A 14,962-nucleotide genomic window follows, 5' to 3' on the forward strand; every position below is an offset into this window, starting at 1 on the left:
GGGGCTACGGCCTAAAATTCAGTGCCTTAGCGCGGGGCCGGGGTCAGCAGCTGGCCGTTGGCCACGGGGCTGATTTGCACGACTTGCGTGGTGCTGCCGGTTTTGCCCGCCGCGTCGGTTACGGCGGCTTTGATGGTGACGCTGGTTTTGCCGCCCAGCTGCAGGGTGCCTCCCACGCTCCAGCCGAAGGTGGTGCGCACGAAGCCGCTCGGGTCCAGCTCGCTGCCGGCCGTGTTGAAGACCGGGGCTAGGTTGCCGCCGGCCGGAATCACGTTGCCGTTGGGCTGGAGCAGGGGCACGTCGAAGGTGACTTTCAGGCCCGGCACGTAGCGGTTCACGCCGGCGTTGGATTGCGTCTTGTCTTCAATCGTGCCGCGGTCAGCGGCGGGCTTGCCAAAGGCACCGTCCCCGTTTTCGGCCACGTTGATGCCGTTGCGCGACTTATCGAGCGCCGACACCTGGATGAAAAACAGCGCGCCGCTGGTGGGCGGGGCCGGCAGCACGCCCGCCGTCTGGATGCCGGGGCTGACGCTGCTGGGCGTGCGCGGGGCAATCATGGTCACCGTGGGGCCGTCGGGGTTGTCCACCGTGCCGTAGGTGATGAGTTTGGGGGCGGGCGTCAGGGCCTCACCGCTGAAGGCCCCGTTGGGTCCGGGGCCTACTTTCAGCAAGCGGGTGGCGGTGACCTTGCGGCCAGCGCGGTCCGTTACCGAAGTAGTCAGCGTGCAGCTGGTAGTACCGGCCGCCACCGACTCCAGCACGTGCCAGCTCACCCAGGTAGTCACGCCGGGGCCGGGCGTGTCGTCGGTGCCGGCGATGTTGAAGAGCGAGGCCAGGTTGGTACCCTTCGGGATGGTGCCGCCGTCGGGCTTAATCAGGTCCACGTCGAGGCTGGCCGCGAAGCCGGGCAGGTTCACGTTGGGCTGGCCTAGGGCGGCAGTGTTGCGGATGTTGAGGCTTTCCTTGGTGGGGATGGTGACCGTGTCCTTGGTCACGATTTCCAGGTTGATGGCGAAGCCCGTGCCGTTGTAGTCGGCCGTGGTGGCGTTGCCCTGCCGCCCGCCGAGCATGATGGTCGCGCCCTCCACCGGCGAGACGATGTTGAGCACCGGTGGCGCGCTGGTGTCGCCGATGGCTTCGTTGTCCTTCTTGCAGCCGCCGAGCAGCAGCGCACACGCCGCCACCGGCAGCAGAAACCGCTTGAGCGACTGCGCCCGCGAGCTGATGCCAGTGTGTTGATTGAAAATGGATTGCATGTTGTAGGGTTGTGGTTACAAGTGAATTCAGTTTAGATTAGCTCGGCATTGCAGCAGGAATGGTTGTCCCGGCGGCCATGAATGGCCTTTGGGTGGGCGTCCAAAGGCGGACTATTCGGCCACCAAAACGGGTTCGCTGTCAGCGGCTTTGGGCGCCACGATTACCCGCGAAAACGTTTTGCCGGATGTATTCAAATCCCCGCCCGCGATGCGCTGCACCGGCCCTAGCGCCTGGCCCATGGCCCCGCCTTTGGCGTCGGTGCGCACGGTGGTCAGGGCGTAGTCACGGGGGTAGGGTGCCTTGGTGCCGCTGGTCAGGAAGATGTCGTAGTCGGTGTTGGGCGTCAGGCCGCGCAGGGCGAAAGTGGCCAAATCCACCAGCCCTTCCGAGCGCAGCGTCATGGTGCCGGTGGCGGGGCCGGGCGTGGGCGGCTTCAGGGTGCGGACGATGGCGGGCTGGTCCACCAGCTGCCGGCCCAGGCCGGTGGCGCCGGCCGCGCCGGCCGGCACGGCGTTGGGCACGTACATCAGGGCCATCGGGGCCTGCCCGACTTTTATTTTGGCCAGCACTTTATTGCTCGCGGTGCTGATGGCCACGGCCGAGTCGCCGTTTTCCAGGCCCACGTACACCCGGCTGCCATCGCCCGAGGGCCAGATGCCGTGCGGCAGCGCCCCCACCGGAATGGTGGCCAGCTGCCGGAAGCCGGGGGCGCGGCTGTACACCTTCACCACGTCCTCGCCGCCCACCGTCACGTAGGCCAGCTTGCCGGCGGCCACGTCCACCGTGGCCACGTGGTTGGAGATGGGGCCGGTCGTCAGCACGCCGCTGATGGTGAGCGTCTTGGTATCCAGCACCGACACCTTGCCCACGTCCTTGTGCGTGAACCAGATTTGCTGGCCGTCCCGGGTAGGGAAGATATTGGGCGAGAAGGGGCTCACCACGGGGACCTTTTTGATGACTTTGTAGGTGGCCACGTCCACCACCGCCAGCTCGGGCGAAAAGCTGGAACACACGAAGGCGCGCTGGCCGTCGGGGCTGAAGGCAATCTGGCCGGGGCCGTTGGGCACGGGCACGCGGCGGGTTTCGCGCAGCGTGGCCACGTCGATGACGGAGAGGTAGTCCTCGCCGCGCACCGTTATCCAGGCCTCCTTGCCGTCGGGCCGGAACGTAGCTTCGTGCGGGGCGCGGCCCACGTACACGCTGCCCCGGATGGCATTCGTAGCCGTCTCGATGAAAGTGACGTTATTGGAGCCCACCGACACCACGGCCAGCAATTTGTGGTCGGGCGAAGCGCCCAGGCCGTGCACCAGCGCCTGCCCTTTGTAGAGCGCCGACAGCAAATCGGGCTGCGGCTTGCCCAGCACAATCTGGCCCAGCAGCTGGTTGTCGGCGGGGTCGATGACCGAAACGGTGTTGGAAATCTGGTCGGCGGTGTACACCCGGTCGCGGTGGCTCACGGCCTGGGCCGCAGCGGCGCTGGTAATAAGCAGCAGGCCGGGGAGAAGGGGAAATTTCATTTGGGATTGGGGAAAAGAACGTCATGCTGAGCATGTGGCGCATCAAGCCAGGAGCGCAGCCGTAGTCGAAGCATGACGGTTCTGATTGATTGGGCGCTATTTGCCAGAACTCTGGCTCGCCACCGGATGCTGCTTCAGCCAGGCGGCCATCTGCTGAATCTCGACCTGCTGCTCGGCGATGATGCTTTGGGCGAGGCGGCGCAGGGCCGGGTCTTTGCCGTATAGCAGTTGCAGGCGGGCCATGTCCACGGCACCCTGGTGGTGGGGCAGCATCATGGCCGCGAAGCTGGCGTCGATGTCGTTGGGGTTGGCGCCGGTCATGCGGCGCATGCCCTCGTCCATCACCACCATCACCGAATCCATGCCGTGCTGGAAGGCGGCGACCGGGGTGCCCGGGGCGGCCATGCCGTGGTTCATGTGCATGCCGGCCATCCCGGCCATGCCCGGCATCGGTTTCGTGCCCGCCGGGTTATGTTGGGCGTGGGCTGTCAGGGCTCCGATGAAGGTGAGTGCTAGTAAAAAGAGGAAGGGTTTGGTCATGTCGTGCGCCGTTGCCACCTCATGAGCGGGGGGCTGGTGCGCTAACGGGCAACTCCAGAAGATGAACGCCCGACACGGGCCAACTGGACCTATTCCGGGGTGAACCGGCCTTTTGCGGCCCGGCCCGGCTCAGGCGAAGCGCTTGAGCAGCTGCTGCACCCCGGCGCTGTAGCTGCGCGAGGAGGTGACGTGCTGCCCGTTGGCCATGCGAAACAGGTACTCGCCGTGCGACCAATGCTTAAAATCCACGATGTGGGCCGGGTTGACGATGCACGAGCGGTGAATGCGCAGGAACACGGCCGGGTCGAGCCGCTCGGCCAGCTGGCCCAGGGCCGTGCGCAGCGGGTAGTGCCTGCCGGCCGCGTGCAGCAGCACGCCGTTGCCGGTGGCTTCGAAGTAGCACACCTCGGCGGCCGGCACGAAGAAGCTGCGCTCGGGCAGCTTCACCAGAAACTGGTCCTGATAGTCGGGCACAGGCGGGGCGGTCCAGCTGTGCAGCAGGGCCGCCAGCGCGGGGCCGGGGGCCGGGCTTTGGCGCAGCAGCAACTGCGGCGGCAGCCGGCCCACGCAGTCGGCAAACCGGTCGGGGTCCAGCGGTTTGAGCAGGTAATCGACGGCGTGCAGGGCGAAGGCCTGCACCGCGTACTGGTCGTAGGCCGTCACGAACACCACCAGCGGGAGCGGCTGGCCGGCCGCCTGCAGCCGCCGCAGCACCTGCACGCCATCAAGGTCAGGCAGCTGCACATCAAGGAAAACGACGTCGTATGCGCCGGTGTGCAGGGCGGTGAGGGCCTCGGTGCCGTTGGCGGCTTCGCCCGTTACGGCCAGCGCCGGAAAATCGGCCAACAGTTCGCGCAGCAGGCTGCGCGCCAGGGGCTCGTCGTCGACCAGCAGCGTGCGGATGGGGCTCATGCGGGCTCTGGGGTAACGCCGGCCACCGCCCGCCGGAACGGGATGGACAAGCGCAGGCAGTAGCCGCACGCCGGGGCCGACTCCACCGCCAGGGCATAGTCCGGGCCGTAGAGCGTGGCCAGCCGGCTTTCCAGGTTGCGCAGGCCGATGCCCCGCGCGGCGGTGTCGGCCGCGCCCCGGCCGTTGTCCTGCACTTGCAGCAGCAGCCGGTCGCCCTGTTTTTCGGCCCGCACGGCCAGCTCGCCGGCCCCGGCGCGGGGCGCCAGGCCGTGGCGCACGGCGTTTTCCACCACTGGCTGCAGTAGCAGGGCGGGCAGCAGCGCCCCTTCGGTATCGGGGGCAATATTGTAGCGCACGGCCAGCCGGTCAGGGAAGCGGGTTTGCTCGATTTCCAAGTAGAGCCGGGTGAGGCGCAGCTCCTGTTCCAGGGTCACTTCCTGCTCGTCGGTACCTTCCAGCACCAGCCGCAGAAACTGGCTGAGCTGGGCCAGCATGCGCCGGGCGGCCTTCACGTCCTGGCTCATCAGGGCCGAGACGGCGTTCATGGAATTGAAGAGAAAGTGCGGCTGGAGCTGCATTTTCAGGGCCTGCAGCTGGGCCTGCACCAGCTGGGTTTCGAGCTGGGCGGCCCGCACCCGGCCTTCGCGGTACCGCTCGCGGTACTGCACGGCGTAGGCGATGCAGAGCAGCATCCAGTAAATGGGCACCCAGCTGTTGGCGTTGGCCACGACCTCGGCGAGGGAAACCCGGCCCGGCACGGCCCCGCTGCCGTGCATCACGGCGGCGTACACGAGGCGGTAAGCAAGCGTGAGGACGTAGCTGGCCGCCGCGTGGGCCAGCAGGTGCCGCAGCCGGTGGCGGCTCTCGAGGAGGTTGAAGCGGGCCGCCAGGGCAAACACCACCGGCGTGAGCAGCCCCCAAATCAGGCCGTGCAGCAGGCGCCCGCCCAGGGCCTCGCGCCAGTCGGTGGGCGTACCGGCCGAGAGGTTCTGCACGAAAATCAGCAGCACCATGAACCCGCTGAACAGCAGCCACGCCAGGGCAATGGTGGCGCCGCTCACCAGGGGCGGGGTCTTCTGCGGCGTTTTCAAGGGCCCTGCGGTCGTGCTCATGCGCTTTAAAGGTAGCGAAACCCACCGCCACCGCGCCGTCCTGGCATTCAGAATGGCCTTTTTGGCGGGCCAATGGGCCTTCGGGCCGGTATTGGGCGAGCTCGATTACCCCGCCGGGGCTAAGCGCACGGGAAGTTTGTGAAAAAGGTTAGCCGTAGCAGGCGCGGGCCTCCCACCGAGAGTCAGACAATTCTCACTAGCCTGTTTAACCTTTGTACCAAACTTTTAACCAAGGCCACTACTGGGTCACCTGGGTGCTCCGCAACCTGGCAGATTCCGCCATTGCGGGCGAGGTTGTCTTCAAAGGAGGCACGTCCCTGTCCAAGGCCTTCAAGCTGATTGAACGGTTTTCCGAGGACATCGACCTAGCGGTGCTACTGCAAGGACGCACGCACAGCCAGGTACGGGCGCTGATCCGCGAGGTGCATAAAGCCGCCGTGGCCGCCGACCGTCCCGATGCACTGGCCGAAGTGGTTGACCTGGGCAGCAAAATGGGTAAGAACCGGCGCGTACACCACCGATACGACCGGTTGTTCATGGAAGATAGCCCAGTGGCCACGGAGCACATCCTGGGGTTGCGTTAGTAAATGGACAAAGAATTACGATAAGCATATAAATACTTGATTAACAATGGCTTTTAAATAGCGCTTAGATGCCTGCCTCTGCTGCTTGCCTGGGTAAAGAGAGCTACCTACCTTGCTCATCGCCTCGCGTGACGCACAGGACAGGGAGCACGAAAACGAGGGATTTCGGGTACCAGCTACTGCTCATCTGCTCGGGACTGTCGGCCCGACAAAACCTGGTACCCAAAACCCGTAGCGGTAATCAAAGTACCCACTACCCCCTTTTTATAGCTTTCTGGTACCCTGAACCGAGTTCACTAACCAGTGAGCCGGACGGGCTACGCTTGGCCAATTGCTTCGCTCAAGCTGAACTTCCTGCGCTTGAAGTCGAAAGCCGTTTTTCCCTGCTTACTACCTTATCGTAATCCTTTGTCCGATTACTAACGCAACCCCTACCTGTGGCGGGCAGGAAGACCTGAGCGGCCTGCTCGCGCAACCGCAGCTTCCAGCGGCTGATTTGCGCCACAGTTAACTGATAGCGCGTGGCCAGTTCAGCCAGTGGCTGCCGCTCCGTCAGAGCCGCTAAGGCCACCTTCGCTATGAACTCAGCGGTTAAGCGGCGACGGGCGCGTTTTGGGGTCATGGCGTGGACTAAGATAGCCCGCCTGAACTGTCCAAACTTTGGGGAGTACTACACAACTCAACTATAAGTCCATAGTATCAATCAATTAAAATAAGTATTATCAAAAGTTAATCTATATATATACAAAGTATTTACTATAATTATCATATATTCTTCCATCCACATAATCACAAACTCTTATGCTCAATTTTACAAGGTATTCGCATTCGCTCAAGAAATCCACAACTTGGCAATCGTGGTTAATGGTATTTGGTGTGGGAACTCTGAGTTTAACTGTTGACCAAGCTGCTGCACAGTTTCATGCTAACAAAGAGGGTAGGACACCTTACCCACAAGAAAAGATAAGACTGATTGCCAAAGAGGTTCGAGCTGATGGATGGATCGTATTCAAGGACAATCTGAAGGACAAGCCTCAGGAGATCGCCAGTAAACACAAAGAAGCATTGGGCCTGGGTTCTACAGATGAGTTGAAATCCACTTAAAGTCTCACGGATGAGTTAAATATTACACGGTATCGCTATACTCAGCACCATGCCGGGGTGCCAATAGAAGGAGCCGATTTTAGCATATATGCCAAAGAAGGGCATGCTTCACATGCAACTGGCCGTCTAGTACAGGTACTTGGTGCTAGTCAAAAACCTGCTATTACTGAAAGTCAAGCTTTTGCAATAGCCTTGCGTAACGTTCCCGCCACCCTCTATGCATGGCAAGATCAGTGGCGTGAAGAGCAATTACGCCTCGAAAAGCATAATCCATCTGCCACTAGCCTTCCTAAAGGAGAACTCCTGTATGCTTTGACTACAAACGATGCAGATGCTCCTGATGCTATACACCGGCTGGCCTATCGTTTTGACATTAGGCGGCTCACACCAGAAGCCCATGAGGCTGTATATGTAGATGCACTTACTGGGCGTCTGCTACGTGTTATGTCTTTAATTGCTAATAGCAGCTGTCAGTTTGGTAACCAAGTGAACACTTGGTACAATGGAAATAACATCTTAGGTACATGGTGGGATAGTTCCCGCAACCGATATCAACTTAAAGACTATTGCCGTACCTCATATATTTTAACAAAATATAGCGACGGTAACGGGTCCAGCGATTGGGATAATCAGAACAGCTATTACATAGAGGCGAGTGGCAGCGAGGGCTCTCCTCAGAACACTAATTGGAATTGGGATTTCAAAGCGAGGTCTGCTGCTTCCGCCCATTTCGGCATGCAAACTGCGCACTATTACTTTAAAACCACATTTAATCGCAATGGAGCGTATGGCGATGGGCGTGAATTAAGAGTTTTAGTGAATAACTATCGCAACAACGCTTTCTATGACATGTACAACGGGAATGATTACATTACTGTAGGACGCAACTACGATTTTGGACCAGCAGACGAACGTAGCTTTGCAGAACTAGATGTTATGGCCCATGAATTCACTCATGGTGTTGTGAGAGGCTCAGCCAATCTACAGTTGTCAGGTGAATCCTTCGCCTTGAACGAATCATTTGCTGATATTTTTGGCGAGATGACTGAGCGTTTACATACAGGACAACACAACTGGACTGTACTACAAGGGATTGGAGTTCCAAGGGTTATGGCTGAGGAAGAAGGGCCATCTTTTGCTGGTTTAAACCAGCCTGCTCAAATATATCAAGGACGTGGCTGGGACTTTGTCAGAGCCGAACCCCACCAGAATGGAGGAGTTCAGAATCGCTGGTTTTATTTTCTTTCCGTTGGGACTGGACCGCGTGATTTTAATGTAACCGTAAACGGAATAGGTGAGGAAAAAGCGCAACGTATTGCTTATCGTAGCCTTACCCGTTATCTAAACTCGACTTCCGACTATAACCACGCGCGGGTCTCTGCTATTCAAGCTGCCACTGACATATATGGGGCATGTTCGGCTGAAGTTACCGCAACTACTAATGCATGGGCCGCGGTAGGACTAGGTGCTGCGGCCCCAGAGTTCTGCGCCGCAGAAATCACCGGTCAACGGCGGTTTTGCACGGAGGATGGCACAAGTGTGTATAACGAATATCGGGTTCAAGCCTCCCCAGGAGCTACCAAAACTTGGTCGAATAGCAATGGATTGTTCGATTTTTCGCCCCTCGGACAAACTGACTATACCGTTTTATCCCAGGTTCCTGATTATGACGAGGAAACTACGCTTAGCGTTTATATTGAGTTCCCTGCTAATCCGTCGGCGAATGTCTGGCGTAACTTGACAATCAACACTGAGCAATGTAGGGTTCAATGCAGAATATGCCCTGAAGAAGCTCAAAGAGCATTATCAGTTGATGAATCGACCAAGCAGGGTATGACACTCTATCCTAATCCAGCTGATAGGTCCATAACAGTAGATTTTACCTCAGCATCAGTTTCCGCTAGGACATTAAATGTCAGCGATATGTTAGGACGAGTGCTTTACACCCAACAAGTGCCAATTGGGCAAAAATCCGTTTTGCTTGATGTGTTTCAACTGCCAGCGGGCTCATTTATTTTATCGGTTTCTACACCTAAGGGCACGCTTACTAAACGTTTCCTTATCAGCCGCTAAGATCTTACTGCTGTAACATTCACCTTAGAAAGTTAGAAAGCCTGTTAGAAATAAATTTCTGACAGGCTTTCTACATAGGTCGTACAACTTTTTTAGCCTATTTGGGCTCTTCTTATCAGTATTCACCAAATAAAAATTCAACCATGATGAAATATCTCTGCTGTTTGGCAACAACACTTTTTCTCTTGAGTTGTAAAGAAAAAGCTGCTACCCCTAATCTAAATGCTGCTTTCAACCAAGACTTTAAACTCCGTTACGCACAAAGCGCTGGTTTGCCCGATCAAGATAAGCCAGAATTAACTGTTACCGTAGACGATGTTCAGGATAACCGCTGCCCCCCCTGTTCCTTACCAGGTATGGCAAAAACTGTCCTGAGTGTGCGTGATCAACAGGGAAGTAATCAGACAACCACACTGTGCTTAGGCTGCGGCACCGCATTAAATGACTCCGTAGTCGTGTTAGCCAATAGTAGACGCTACGTTCTCACACTGCGCCAGATAACACCCGTGCCAGTATCGGCATCTGATGCATCAATGAAAAAAGAAGATAAGCAAGTCACACTTTTTGTCAAGCGGTGAAAATCCATCTGTGGCGGCAACTGTTGAGTTGCCTTGTCCTGCTTATTCTACACATTGTTGATTCGCGCACGTACGCTCAACTAGCTGCCTCTCAATGGTACTTTGGCCAGCAAGCTGGGTTGGATTTCCGCTTCTTACCTCCTACCCCTCTCACGAATGGACAGCTAAATACTGCAGAAGGCTGTAGCAGTCGAGCTGACAGTGTAGGGAATTTGTTGTTCTATACGGATGGGATTACTGTATGGAATCGGCTCCACCAAGTCATGGTTGGCGGAACTGGATTAACGGGAAGCTCATCGACCAGCCAATACATAATTGTAGCTCAACCAGGCAATAGCTACTTATACTATATATTCTCTCCATCTGAATATACGCAGTCTGCTGGGTTTCGATATGCTGTTGTAGATATGCGATCGCAAAATGGGTTAGGTGAGGTACTTATTCGGAACCAATTACTCCAGGCTTCTTCCACAGAACGAGTAGCCGCAGCATTACATGCCAACAGGCGCGACGTGTGGGTTATAGGCCACGAACGAAATTCAGATCAATTTTATGCGTATTTGCTGTCGGCCCAAGGACTAAGCTTACAACCAGTAAGAAGCCGTGACGGATTCGTGCATCAGTCGGTTCAAGTGATTGGACAACTTAAGGTTTCCCCCACGGGTCGTAAACTTGCTTTGGCGGCATCAACCATTAATCCTCAACAAACACAAGGTATACCTAGTGTGGAATTACTGGATTTTGATCCTGCCACCGGCCGAATTACCAACCCCGTAATTCTGCCACCAGCTCGCATCACTAGTTACGGGGTAGAGTTCTCCCCTGACGGCTCTAAGCTCTATGTTACGGACCCACTGTGGGGGGGGCTTTTTCAATACGATTTAACCAGCCCTAATGTAGCGTCCTCGGTGGTGCAAATCCCTGCTCCTGGCTCAGGGTCAAAAAGTGGGTTGCAGCTTGCACCTGATGGGCGAATCTACTTGGCTCATACGAACCTCTCAGCCCAGTTTTTAGGCGTTATTTCGGATCCGAATCGCTTAGGGGCAGCGTGTGCTTATGTTGACCAAGGGATAAGCTTGGGAGGGCGCCGTGCTACACAGGGGCTACCCTCTTTTATGGCGCAGGACCTGTGGAATTTCACGGTACTTGGTGCTTGTCAGCGTCATCCAGTACGCTTTACTTTTCCTGCCTTTTACGGTGCTGATTCGGTGCGTTGGGATTTTGGTGATTCCACCCCCATTCTCTCCGCATCAGCCTCAATGACCGCAACGCATATCTATCAAAACCCCGGGCGATACCTCGTATCACTAACATTGTATTCTTCTGGTGGCCAACCTTATACATTGCGTCGCTACGTTGATATAGCTCCTTTGCCCAGAGTAAATTTGGGACGCGATACAGCCCTGTGTCCAGGTAACACGCTCTTGCTGACACCTACTGTAGCGGGAATAACTAGTTACCGCTGGCAGGATAATTCTACTGCAGCCACGTTCATGGCGCAACAACCTGGCTGGTATTGGGTGGATGTGACCAGTGCTGCTGGCTGCACCGCCCGTGACTCGTTATTCATCACTCGTGCCCTACAACCCCAAATCCAACTCGGTATGGATACAGTGGTCTGTATAGGTCAGACACTAACCTTACGTCCACGCCTAGTGCAGGCAGGGGTACGCTATCGGTGGCAGGATGGGTCCACCGCTGCAACACTAACTATCAACCAACCAGGTCTATACTGGGTGGAAGGCACGAATGCATTGGGGTGTAGCCAACGGGATTCACTGCGCGTTTATTATTTAACACCGCCCACAATCCATCTAGGCCAAGACACGGCTCTGTGTCAAAATTCAGAAAAAGCCTTTGTACTGGATGCTACACTGCCTGGTGTACGCTACCGTTGGTCGGATGGCTCTACCAACGCTACCTTCACACCGCCTCAATCAGGAACTTATTGGGTGACCGTGTCCACGGCTTTTTGTAGTGCAACTGATACGATTCGGCTACAGATATATGATTGCCGTCAAGCTGTGTTTGTCCCCAATATTATCACGCCAAACGGTGACGGCAAAAACGATGAATTAAAAATTATTGGTCTCGATCAAGGGACATGGGTGTTAAATATATACAATCGCTGGGGTAAGGAAGTTTATCAGGCGTCTGATTATCAGCACTCTTGGAATGCGGCTAATTTGCCTGGTGGCGTCTACTTCTACCGGTTGCGAGAAATCAAAACCGGCCAACAGGTCAAAGGCTGGATTGATGTGATACGGTAAATTACCAAGTCGTCTGTAAGTCGGTGATGAGATGTGGCTTAGTGAGGTAGAAGAACTCATGTGCAGCCTAGCTTTAGCAAAAGATGTGAATGTATATTGCTAAAGCTAGATAAATTAAACAAAACCCCGTGGGCAAAATGACCACGGGGTTTCCAGACAAGATGTTCCCTAAGCTGCTACTTCTGATTGGTTGTTTTCTTGCCACTGTCCCGCGCAAGTGATTGTAAAACCAAACAGAATAGATACTATAGCAGCATAAGAAGCAGGGATGAACTGTAAAAATCTTCCCTTTTTAGGTAAGCATTCGAGCGCGAAACAAAGCAATTTGCGATGCATCGAGCAGAGAAAATTCTACTTCGAATTGGTTGTCTTTCTTGATCCGTTTCGCCTTCAGATCAAATCCCATGGAGACAATGATCTGCTGCACTAAATGGGGCATAGGGCGAGTGAGCCGCCCATTTTTAAGATTGACTACCATCGAGTAGTTAAGGTGTCGTTCATGAGCCCACGGTTTCAACTCGCCGTGCATAAAGGAGTTCAAGTGGTGTTGTACGTAAGATAGGCCCTCCTCATAAGAGAAGGTAATGCCTGGATTTGGGGCGGCCATGGAGGCCGGTACCGAATGGGACATAGGAGCAGGAGCAAAAGGTGTGGTAGCATAATGGACAGTGACAGAAGGCTTATAATATACATGAAACTGCATAAATCCACCATTAGCCTGAGAAAGTGTAGCTGAAACAGACAGCGAACAGCCATGACTTGTGTTGTCTATGACTGGAAAACTGAATTCTGTTGTGGGCTTCTAGTTGAAAGTGAGGTGGTCTAACTATGCCGCACAGAGTTGGGACGCAGTTTGAAAATGGGTTTCGAAGTGATTGGGGGTGAGGTAGCCGAGGGCAGAATGCCGCCGTTCAGCATTGTAATAGGCGATGTAGTGGCTGATTTCTAGGCGCGCTTCGCTCAGGTTGCGGAAGCTGCCGCCGGCGAGTAGTTCGGTTTTGAGCCGACTCCAAAAAGACTCGGCGTGCGCATTATCGTAGCAGTTACCCCGCCGGCTCATACTTTGCACCGCCTCGTGGCGGGTGAGTAAGGCCTTGAAGGTGGTCGCCGAGTACTGGCTGCCTTGGTCAGAGTGGACCAGTAAGCCAGCGGGCGGTTGACGCACGGCCAGAGCGCGTCGCAGGGCCTCGCTAACCAGGTCTTCGGGCATGGATTCGCGCACGTCCCAACCCAAGATTTTACGGGAGTAGCGGTCGAGCCACGTGGCCAGGTACAACCAGCCGCCGCCCTGCTGAGGCAAGTAAGTGATGTCGCCCACCCACACCTGGTTGGGCGCCGTGGGCGCGGGCTGGCCCAGCAGCCGGTTAGGGGCGGCGCGCACGTTCGGGTCAGAATCCGTTGTGCGGGGTACAAACGAGCGCGGCTGTTGAGCCCGCAGGCCGGCGGCTGCCAACGTGCGCCGGATGCGCCAGCGGCCCACGACGTGCCCTTGGGCGTGTAACTCGGCCCGCAAGCGGCGGGTGCCGTAGCGCGCCGAATGCCAGTTAAATTCCTGGCGCACGGCTACTTGCCAAGCCGGTTCGAGCGCCGGTTTTTGTCGCCGCTGCCACGCGTAGTACGCGCTCGGCCCTACGCGCAGCACAGCGCTGGCGCACGGGCACTTGGGTCCGCCGTTGCGCGATGTAGTGATAAGTACTCACCGGGGTGGCTGGCTGAAGATGGCCAAGGCTTTTTTAAAATATCGAGCTCTTGCTCGGCTCGTTTAAGTTGGGCCCGCAACTGGCGCACTTCCGGATCGCGGGCCACTTCCACGCTGCCTACTTCGGCCACAAGTTGGGCCTGCTGCCAGCGGTAGAGCAGCTTGGGGCTGATGCCTACTTGCTGGGCGGCGGCCTGCGTACTGCGGCTCTCACTAGCCAGACGCAGGGCTTCCGCTTTGAAAGCATCATCGTATTTGCGCCGTTTGTCCGGCGTGGATTTGCTGCTTTTTGCGCTCATGACTCAGGAAATATACGTCCTGTTTCTGTGCGGCTTAACTAGACCACCTCACCTGTTACGTCCTCTCCGGTTGACAGGCCCGTAACCCTCTGGCTTACTCTGCAACCCGTGCAGTACTTTAATTTTTCGGACACGTTTGTGGCGGGCGAACGCCGAGCCAAAACCCAGGTAGCGGGGAACTCTATTGCCGTGGAATTGCTCCTGCGTGCCCATTTACGACACAACCGCTATATCGAGCTGGGCTATGCTACGGGTGGCTTGGGCGCGTGTACAGTCGATCTAATTGATGAAATAGGACGCTCCATGTCTTGGGTTTTTCTGACGGAGTATGTTCCACTACGGGTCGGGCAATATTCCCCGCTCGGAAAGGGACCTTTCTATCTGTCGCCGTCCCTTGGATTACTCTACGTACACACTAAAATCCGCGATTCAGACTACTTGGAAACCTACCAATATGCCCGTAACCCGCCTGAGTTCATTACGGAACAGCTGCTAAGTTTTGAGCGCAATCATTTCCTCAATTATGAGGCCGGGTTAACTGGGGGCGTACGCCTCCGGCGCTGGGAGGTATCAATGGCAGGCCGCTATTGCAACTCGTTTAGTCAGCAGTATGTGGGGCAAGTAAGCATTAACTACACGCAAGACCAAATGGCACAGCCACAGATGGTATCGAAGAATAGGTTACAAGCTTGGTCACTAACCGCAGGCGTAAGCTATCAACTCAGAAAGTAGCGTCTGTCGGCTGGTTTCCTCTGTTGGGTCGACGAGGTGAAAAGACTCCGTAACATTTCTTGAACGGACGTGGCTGTTGCAGAACTCAGTAGGCTCCTGTTACGGGAAGGCCTCTACGAGCCAAACCGAGCTAGAAAGGTTAGCAAACGTGCCATTTACCTCTGTTTTATCTGCTACCCCATCCTGTTAACGAGCTGGCTAGTGGGTTCTGCAACAGCCACGGTCCTTTGTAAAAGGCCAAGCTACCTTCTAAGCGGAGTTTGTATCATTACTTAAACGTCCGTT

The 14,962-nt window shown here is 56.2% G+C and carries 14 protein-coding genes and 1 pseudogene; 7 read left to right on the top strand and 8 right to left on the bottom strand.

Annotated elements, in window-relative coordinates:
* Positions 1-26 precede the first annotated feature (26 nt).
* From G536_RS0100490 to G536_RS25540, 5 genes are all read right to left on the bottom strand, one after another.
* Entirely contained in the window at positions 27-1,256 is a 1,230-nt protein-coding gene (locus tag G536_RS0100490; protein ID WP_022821623.1) for a hypothetical protein, read from the bottom strand.
* 111 nt (positions 1,257-1,367) lie between these two features.
* Entirely contained in the window at positions 1,368-2,774 is a 1,407-nt protein-coding gene (locus tag G536_RS0100495) for a YncE family protein (RefSeq protein WP_022821624.1), read from the bottom strand.
* A 96-nt stretch (positions 2,775-2,870) separates the two neighbouring features.
* Positions 2,871-3,314: a DUF305 domain-containing protein gene (locus tag G536_RS25535; RefSeq protein WP_051166806.1), complete on the bottom strand. Its 444-nt coding sequence runs from the start codon at positions 3,312-3,314 to the stop codon at positions 2,871-2,873.
* A 129-nt stretch (positions 3,315-3,443) separates the two neighbouring features.
* A complete protein-coding gene (locus G536_RS0100505; protein WP_022821626.1) occupies positions 3,444-4,226 on the bottom strand; it encodes a LytR/AlgR family response regulator transcription factor in 783 nt (260 codons plus the stop codon).
* On the bottom strand, positions 4,223-5,338 hold the full coding sequence (locus G536_RS25540; RefSeq protein ID WP_022821627.1) for a sensor histidine kinase: 1,116 nt from the start codon (positions 5,336-5,338) through the stop codon (positions 4,223-4,225). The genes G536_RS0100505 and G536_RS25540 overlap by 4 nt, the downstream gene beginning before the upstream one ends.
* Before the next feature lie 212 nt (positions 5,339-5,550).
* Between G536_RS25540 and G536_RS32650 the strand changes: the two genes are divergently transcribed.
* From G536_RS32650 to G536_RS31705, 6 genes and pseudogenes are all read left to right on the top strand, one after another.
* On the top strand, positions 5,551-5,922 hold the full coding sequence (locus tag G536_RS32650) for a nucleotidyl transferase AbiEii/AbiGii toxin family protein (RefSeq protein WP_022821629.1): 372 nt from the start codon (positions 5,551-5,553) through the stop codon (positions 5,920-5,922).
* 801 nt (positions 5,923-6,723) lie between these two features.
* A complete protein-coding gene (locus tag G536_RS0100525; protein WP_157530238.1) occupies positions 6,724-7,026 on the top strand; it encodes a hypothetical protein in 303 nt (100 codons plus the stop codon).
* An 18-nt stretch (positions 7,027-7,044) separates the two neighbouring features.
* A pseudogene (locus G536_RS32940) lies at positions 7,045-7,140 on the top strand (hypothetical protein); the annotation flags it as partial.
* 330 nt (positions 7,141-7,470) lie between these two features.
* Positions 7,471-9,099: a M4 family metallopeptidase gene (locus G536_RS32945; RefSeq protein WP_022821631.1), complete on the top strand. Its 1,629-nt coding sequence runs from the start codon at positions 7,471-7,473 to the stop codon at positions 9,097-9,099.
* A gap of 143 nt (positions 9,100-9,242) precedes the next feature.
* Positions 9,243-9,677, top strand: a complete 435-nt coding sequence (locus G536_RS31930) for a hypothetical protein (RefSeq protein WP_157530242.1) — start codon at positions 9,243-9,245, stop codon at positions 9,675-9,677.
* On the top strand, positions 9,674-11,947 hold the full coding sequence (locus G536_RS31705) for a T9SS type B sorting domain-containing protein (RefSeq protein WP_157530244.1): 2,274 nt from the start codon (positions 9,674-9,676) through the stop codon (positions 11,945-11,947). The genes G536_RS31930 and G536_RS31705 overlap by 4 nt, the downstream gene beginning before the upstream one ends.
* A gap of 292 nt (positions 11,948-12,239) precedes the next feature.
* Here the strand turns inward: G536_RS31705 and G536_RS0100540 are convergent, their stop codons facing one another.
* The 3 genes from G536_RS0100540 to G536_RS25550 form a co-directional block, all read right to left on the bottom strand.
* On the bottom strand, positions 12,240-12,578 hold the full coding sequence (locus G536_RS0100540) for a hypothetical protein (RefSeq protein WP_157530246.1): 339 nt from the start codon (positions 12,576-12,578) through the stop codon (positions 12,240-12,242).
* Between the two features lie 195 nt (positions 12,579-12,773).
* Positions 12,774-13,589 carry an IS3 family transposase gene (locus G536_RS25545; protein WP_022821634.1) on the bottom strand — a complete coding sequence of 272 codons (816 nt, stop codon included), beginning with the start codon at positions 13,587-13,589 and terminating at the stop codon, positions 12,774-12,776.
* On the bottom strand, positions 13,577-13,945 hold the full coding sequence (locus G536_RS25550; protein WP_022821635.1) for a transposase: 369 nt from the start codon (positions 13,943-13,945) through the stop codon (positions 13,577-13,579). The genes G536_RS25545 and G536_RS25550 overlap by 13 nt, the downstream gene beginning before the upstream one ends.
* Positions 13,946-14,053: 108 nt before the next feature.
* Here G536_RS25550 and G536_RS0100555 point away from each other — a divergent pair, with 108 nt between their 5' ends.
* Entirely contained in the window at positions 14,054-14,677 is a 624-nt protein-coding gene (locus G536_RS0100555; RefSeq protein WP_022821636.1) for a hypothetical protein, read from the top strand.
* The last annotated feature ends 285 nt before the right edge of the window (positions 14,678-14,962 follow it).

It is taken from the genome of Hymenobacter norwichensis DSM 15439 (assembly GCF_000420705.1).
Lineage (GTDB): Bacteria > Bacteroidota > Bacteroidia > Cytophagales > Hymenobacteraceae > Hymenobacter > Hymenobacter norwichensis.

What these genes read in the sequence shown, in the direction of transcription:
- G536_RS31930 (WP_157530242.1), top strand. Translation starts at nt 9,243, where the DNA reads ATGATGAAATATCTCTGCTGTTTGGCAACAACACTTTTTCTCTTGAGT.
- G536_RS25540 (WP_022821627.1), bottom strand. Translation starts at nt 5,338, where the DNA reads ATGAGCACGACCGCAGGGCCCTTGAAAACGCCGCAGAAGACCCCGCCC.
- G536_RS0100540 (WP_157530246.1), bottom strand. Translation starts at nt 12,578, where the DNA reads ATGTCCCATTCGGTACCGGCCTCCATGGCCGCCCCAAATCCAGGCATT.
- G536_RS25550 (WP_022821635.1), bottom strand. Translation starts at nt 13,945, where the DNA reads ATGAGCGCAAAAAGCAGCAAATCCACGCCGGACAAACGGCGCAAATAC.
- G536_RS32945 (WP_022821631.1), top strand. Translation starts at nt 7,471, where the DNA reads ATGTCTTTAATTGCTAATAGCAGCTGTCAGTTTGGTAACCAAGTGAAC.
- G536_RS0100490 (WP_022821623.1), bottom strand. Translation starts at nt 1,256, where the DNA reads ATGCAATCCATTTTCAATCAACACACTGGCATCAGCTCGCGGGCGCAG.
- G536_RS0100495 (WP_022821624.1), bottom strand. Translation starts at nt 2,774, where the DNA reads ATGAAATTTCCCCTTCTCCCCGGCCTGCTGCTTATTACCAGCGCCGCT.
- G536_RS25535 (WP_051166806.1), bottom strand. Translation starts at nt 3,314, where the DNA reads ATGACCAAACCCTTCCTCTTTTTACTAGCACTCACCTTCATCGGAGCC.
- G536_RS0100525 (WP_157530238.1), top strand. Translation starts at nt 6,724, where the DNA reads ATGCTCAATTTTACAAGGTATTCGCATTCGCTCAAGAAATCCACAACT.
- G536_RS0100505 (WP_022821626.1), bottom strand. Translation starts at nt 4,226, where the DNA reads ATGAGCCCCATCCGCACGCTGCTGGTCGACGACGAGCCCCTGGCGCGC.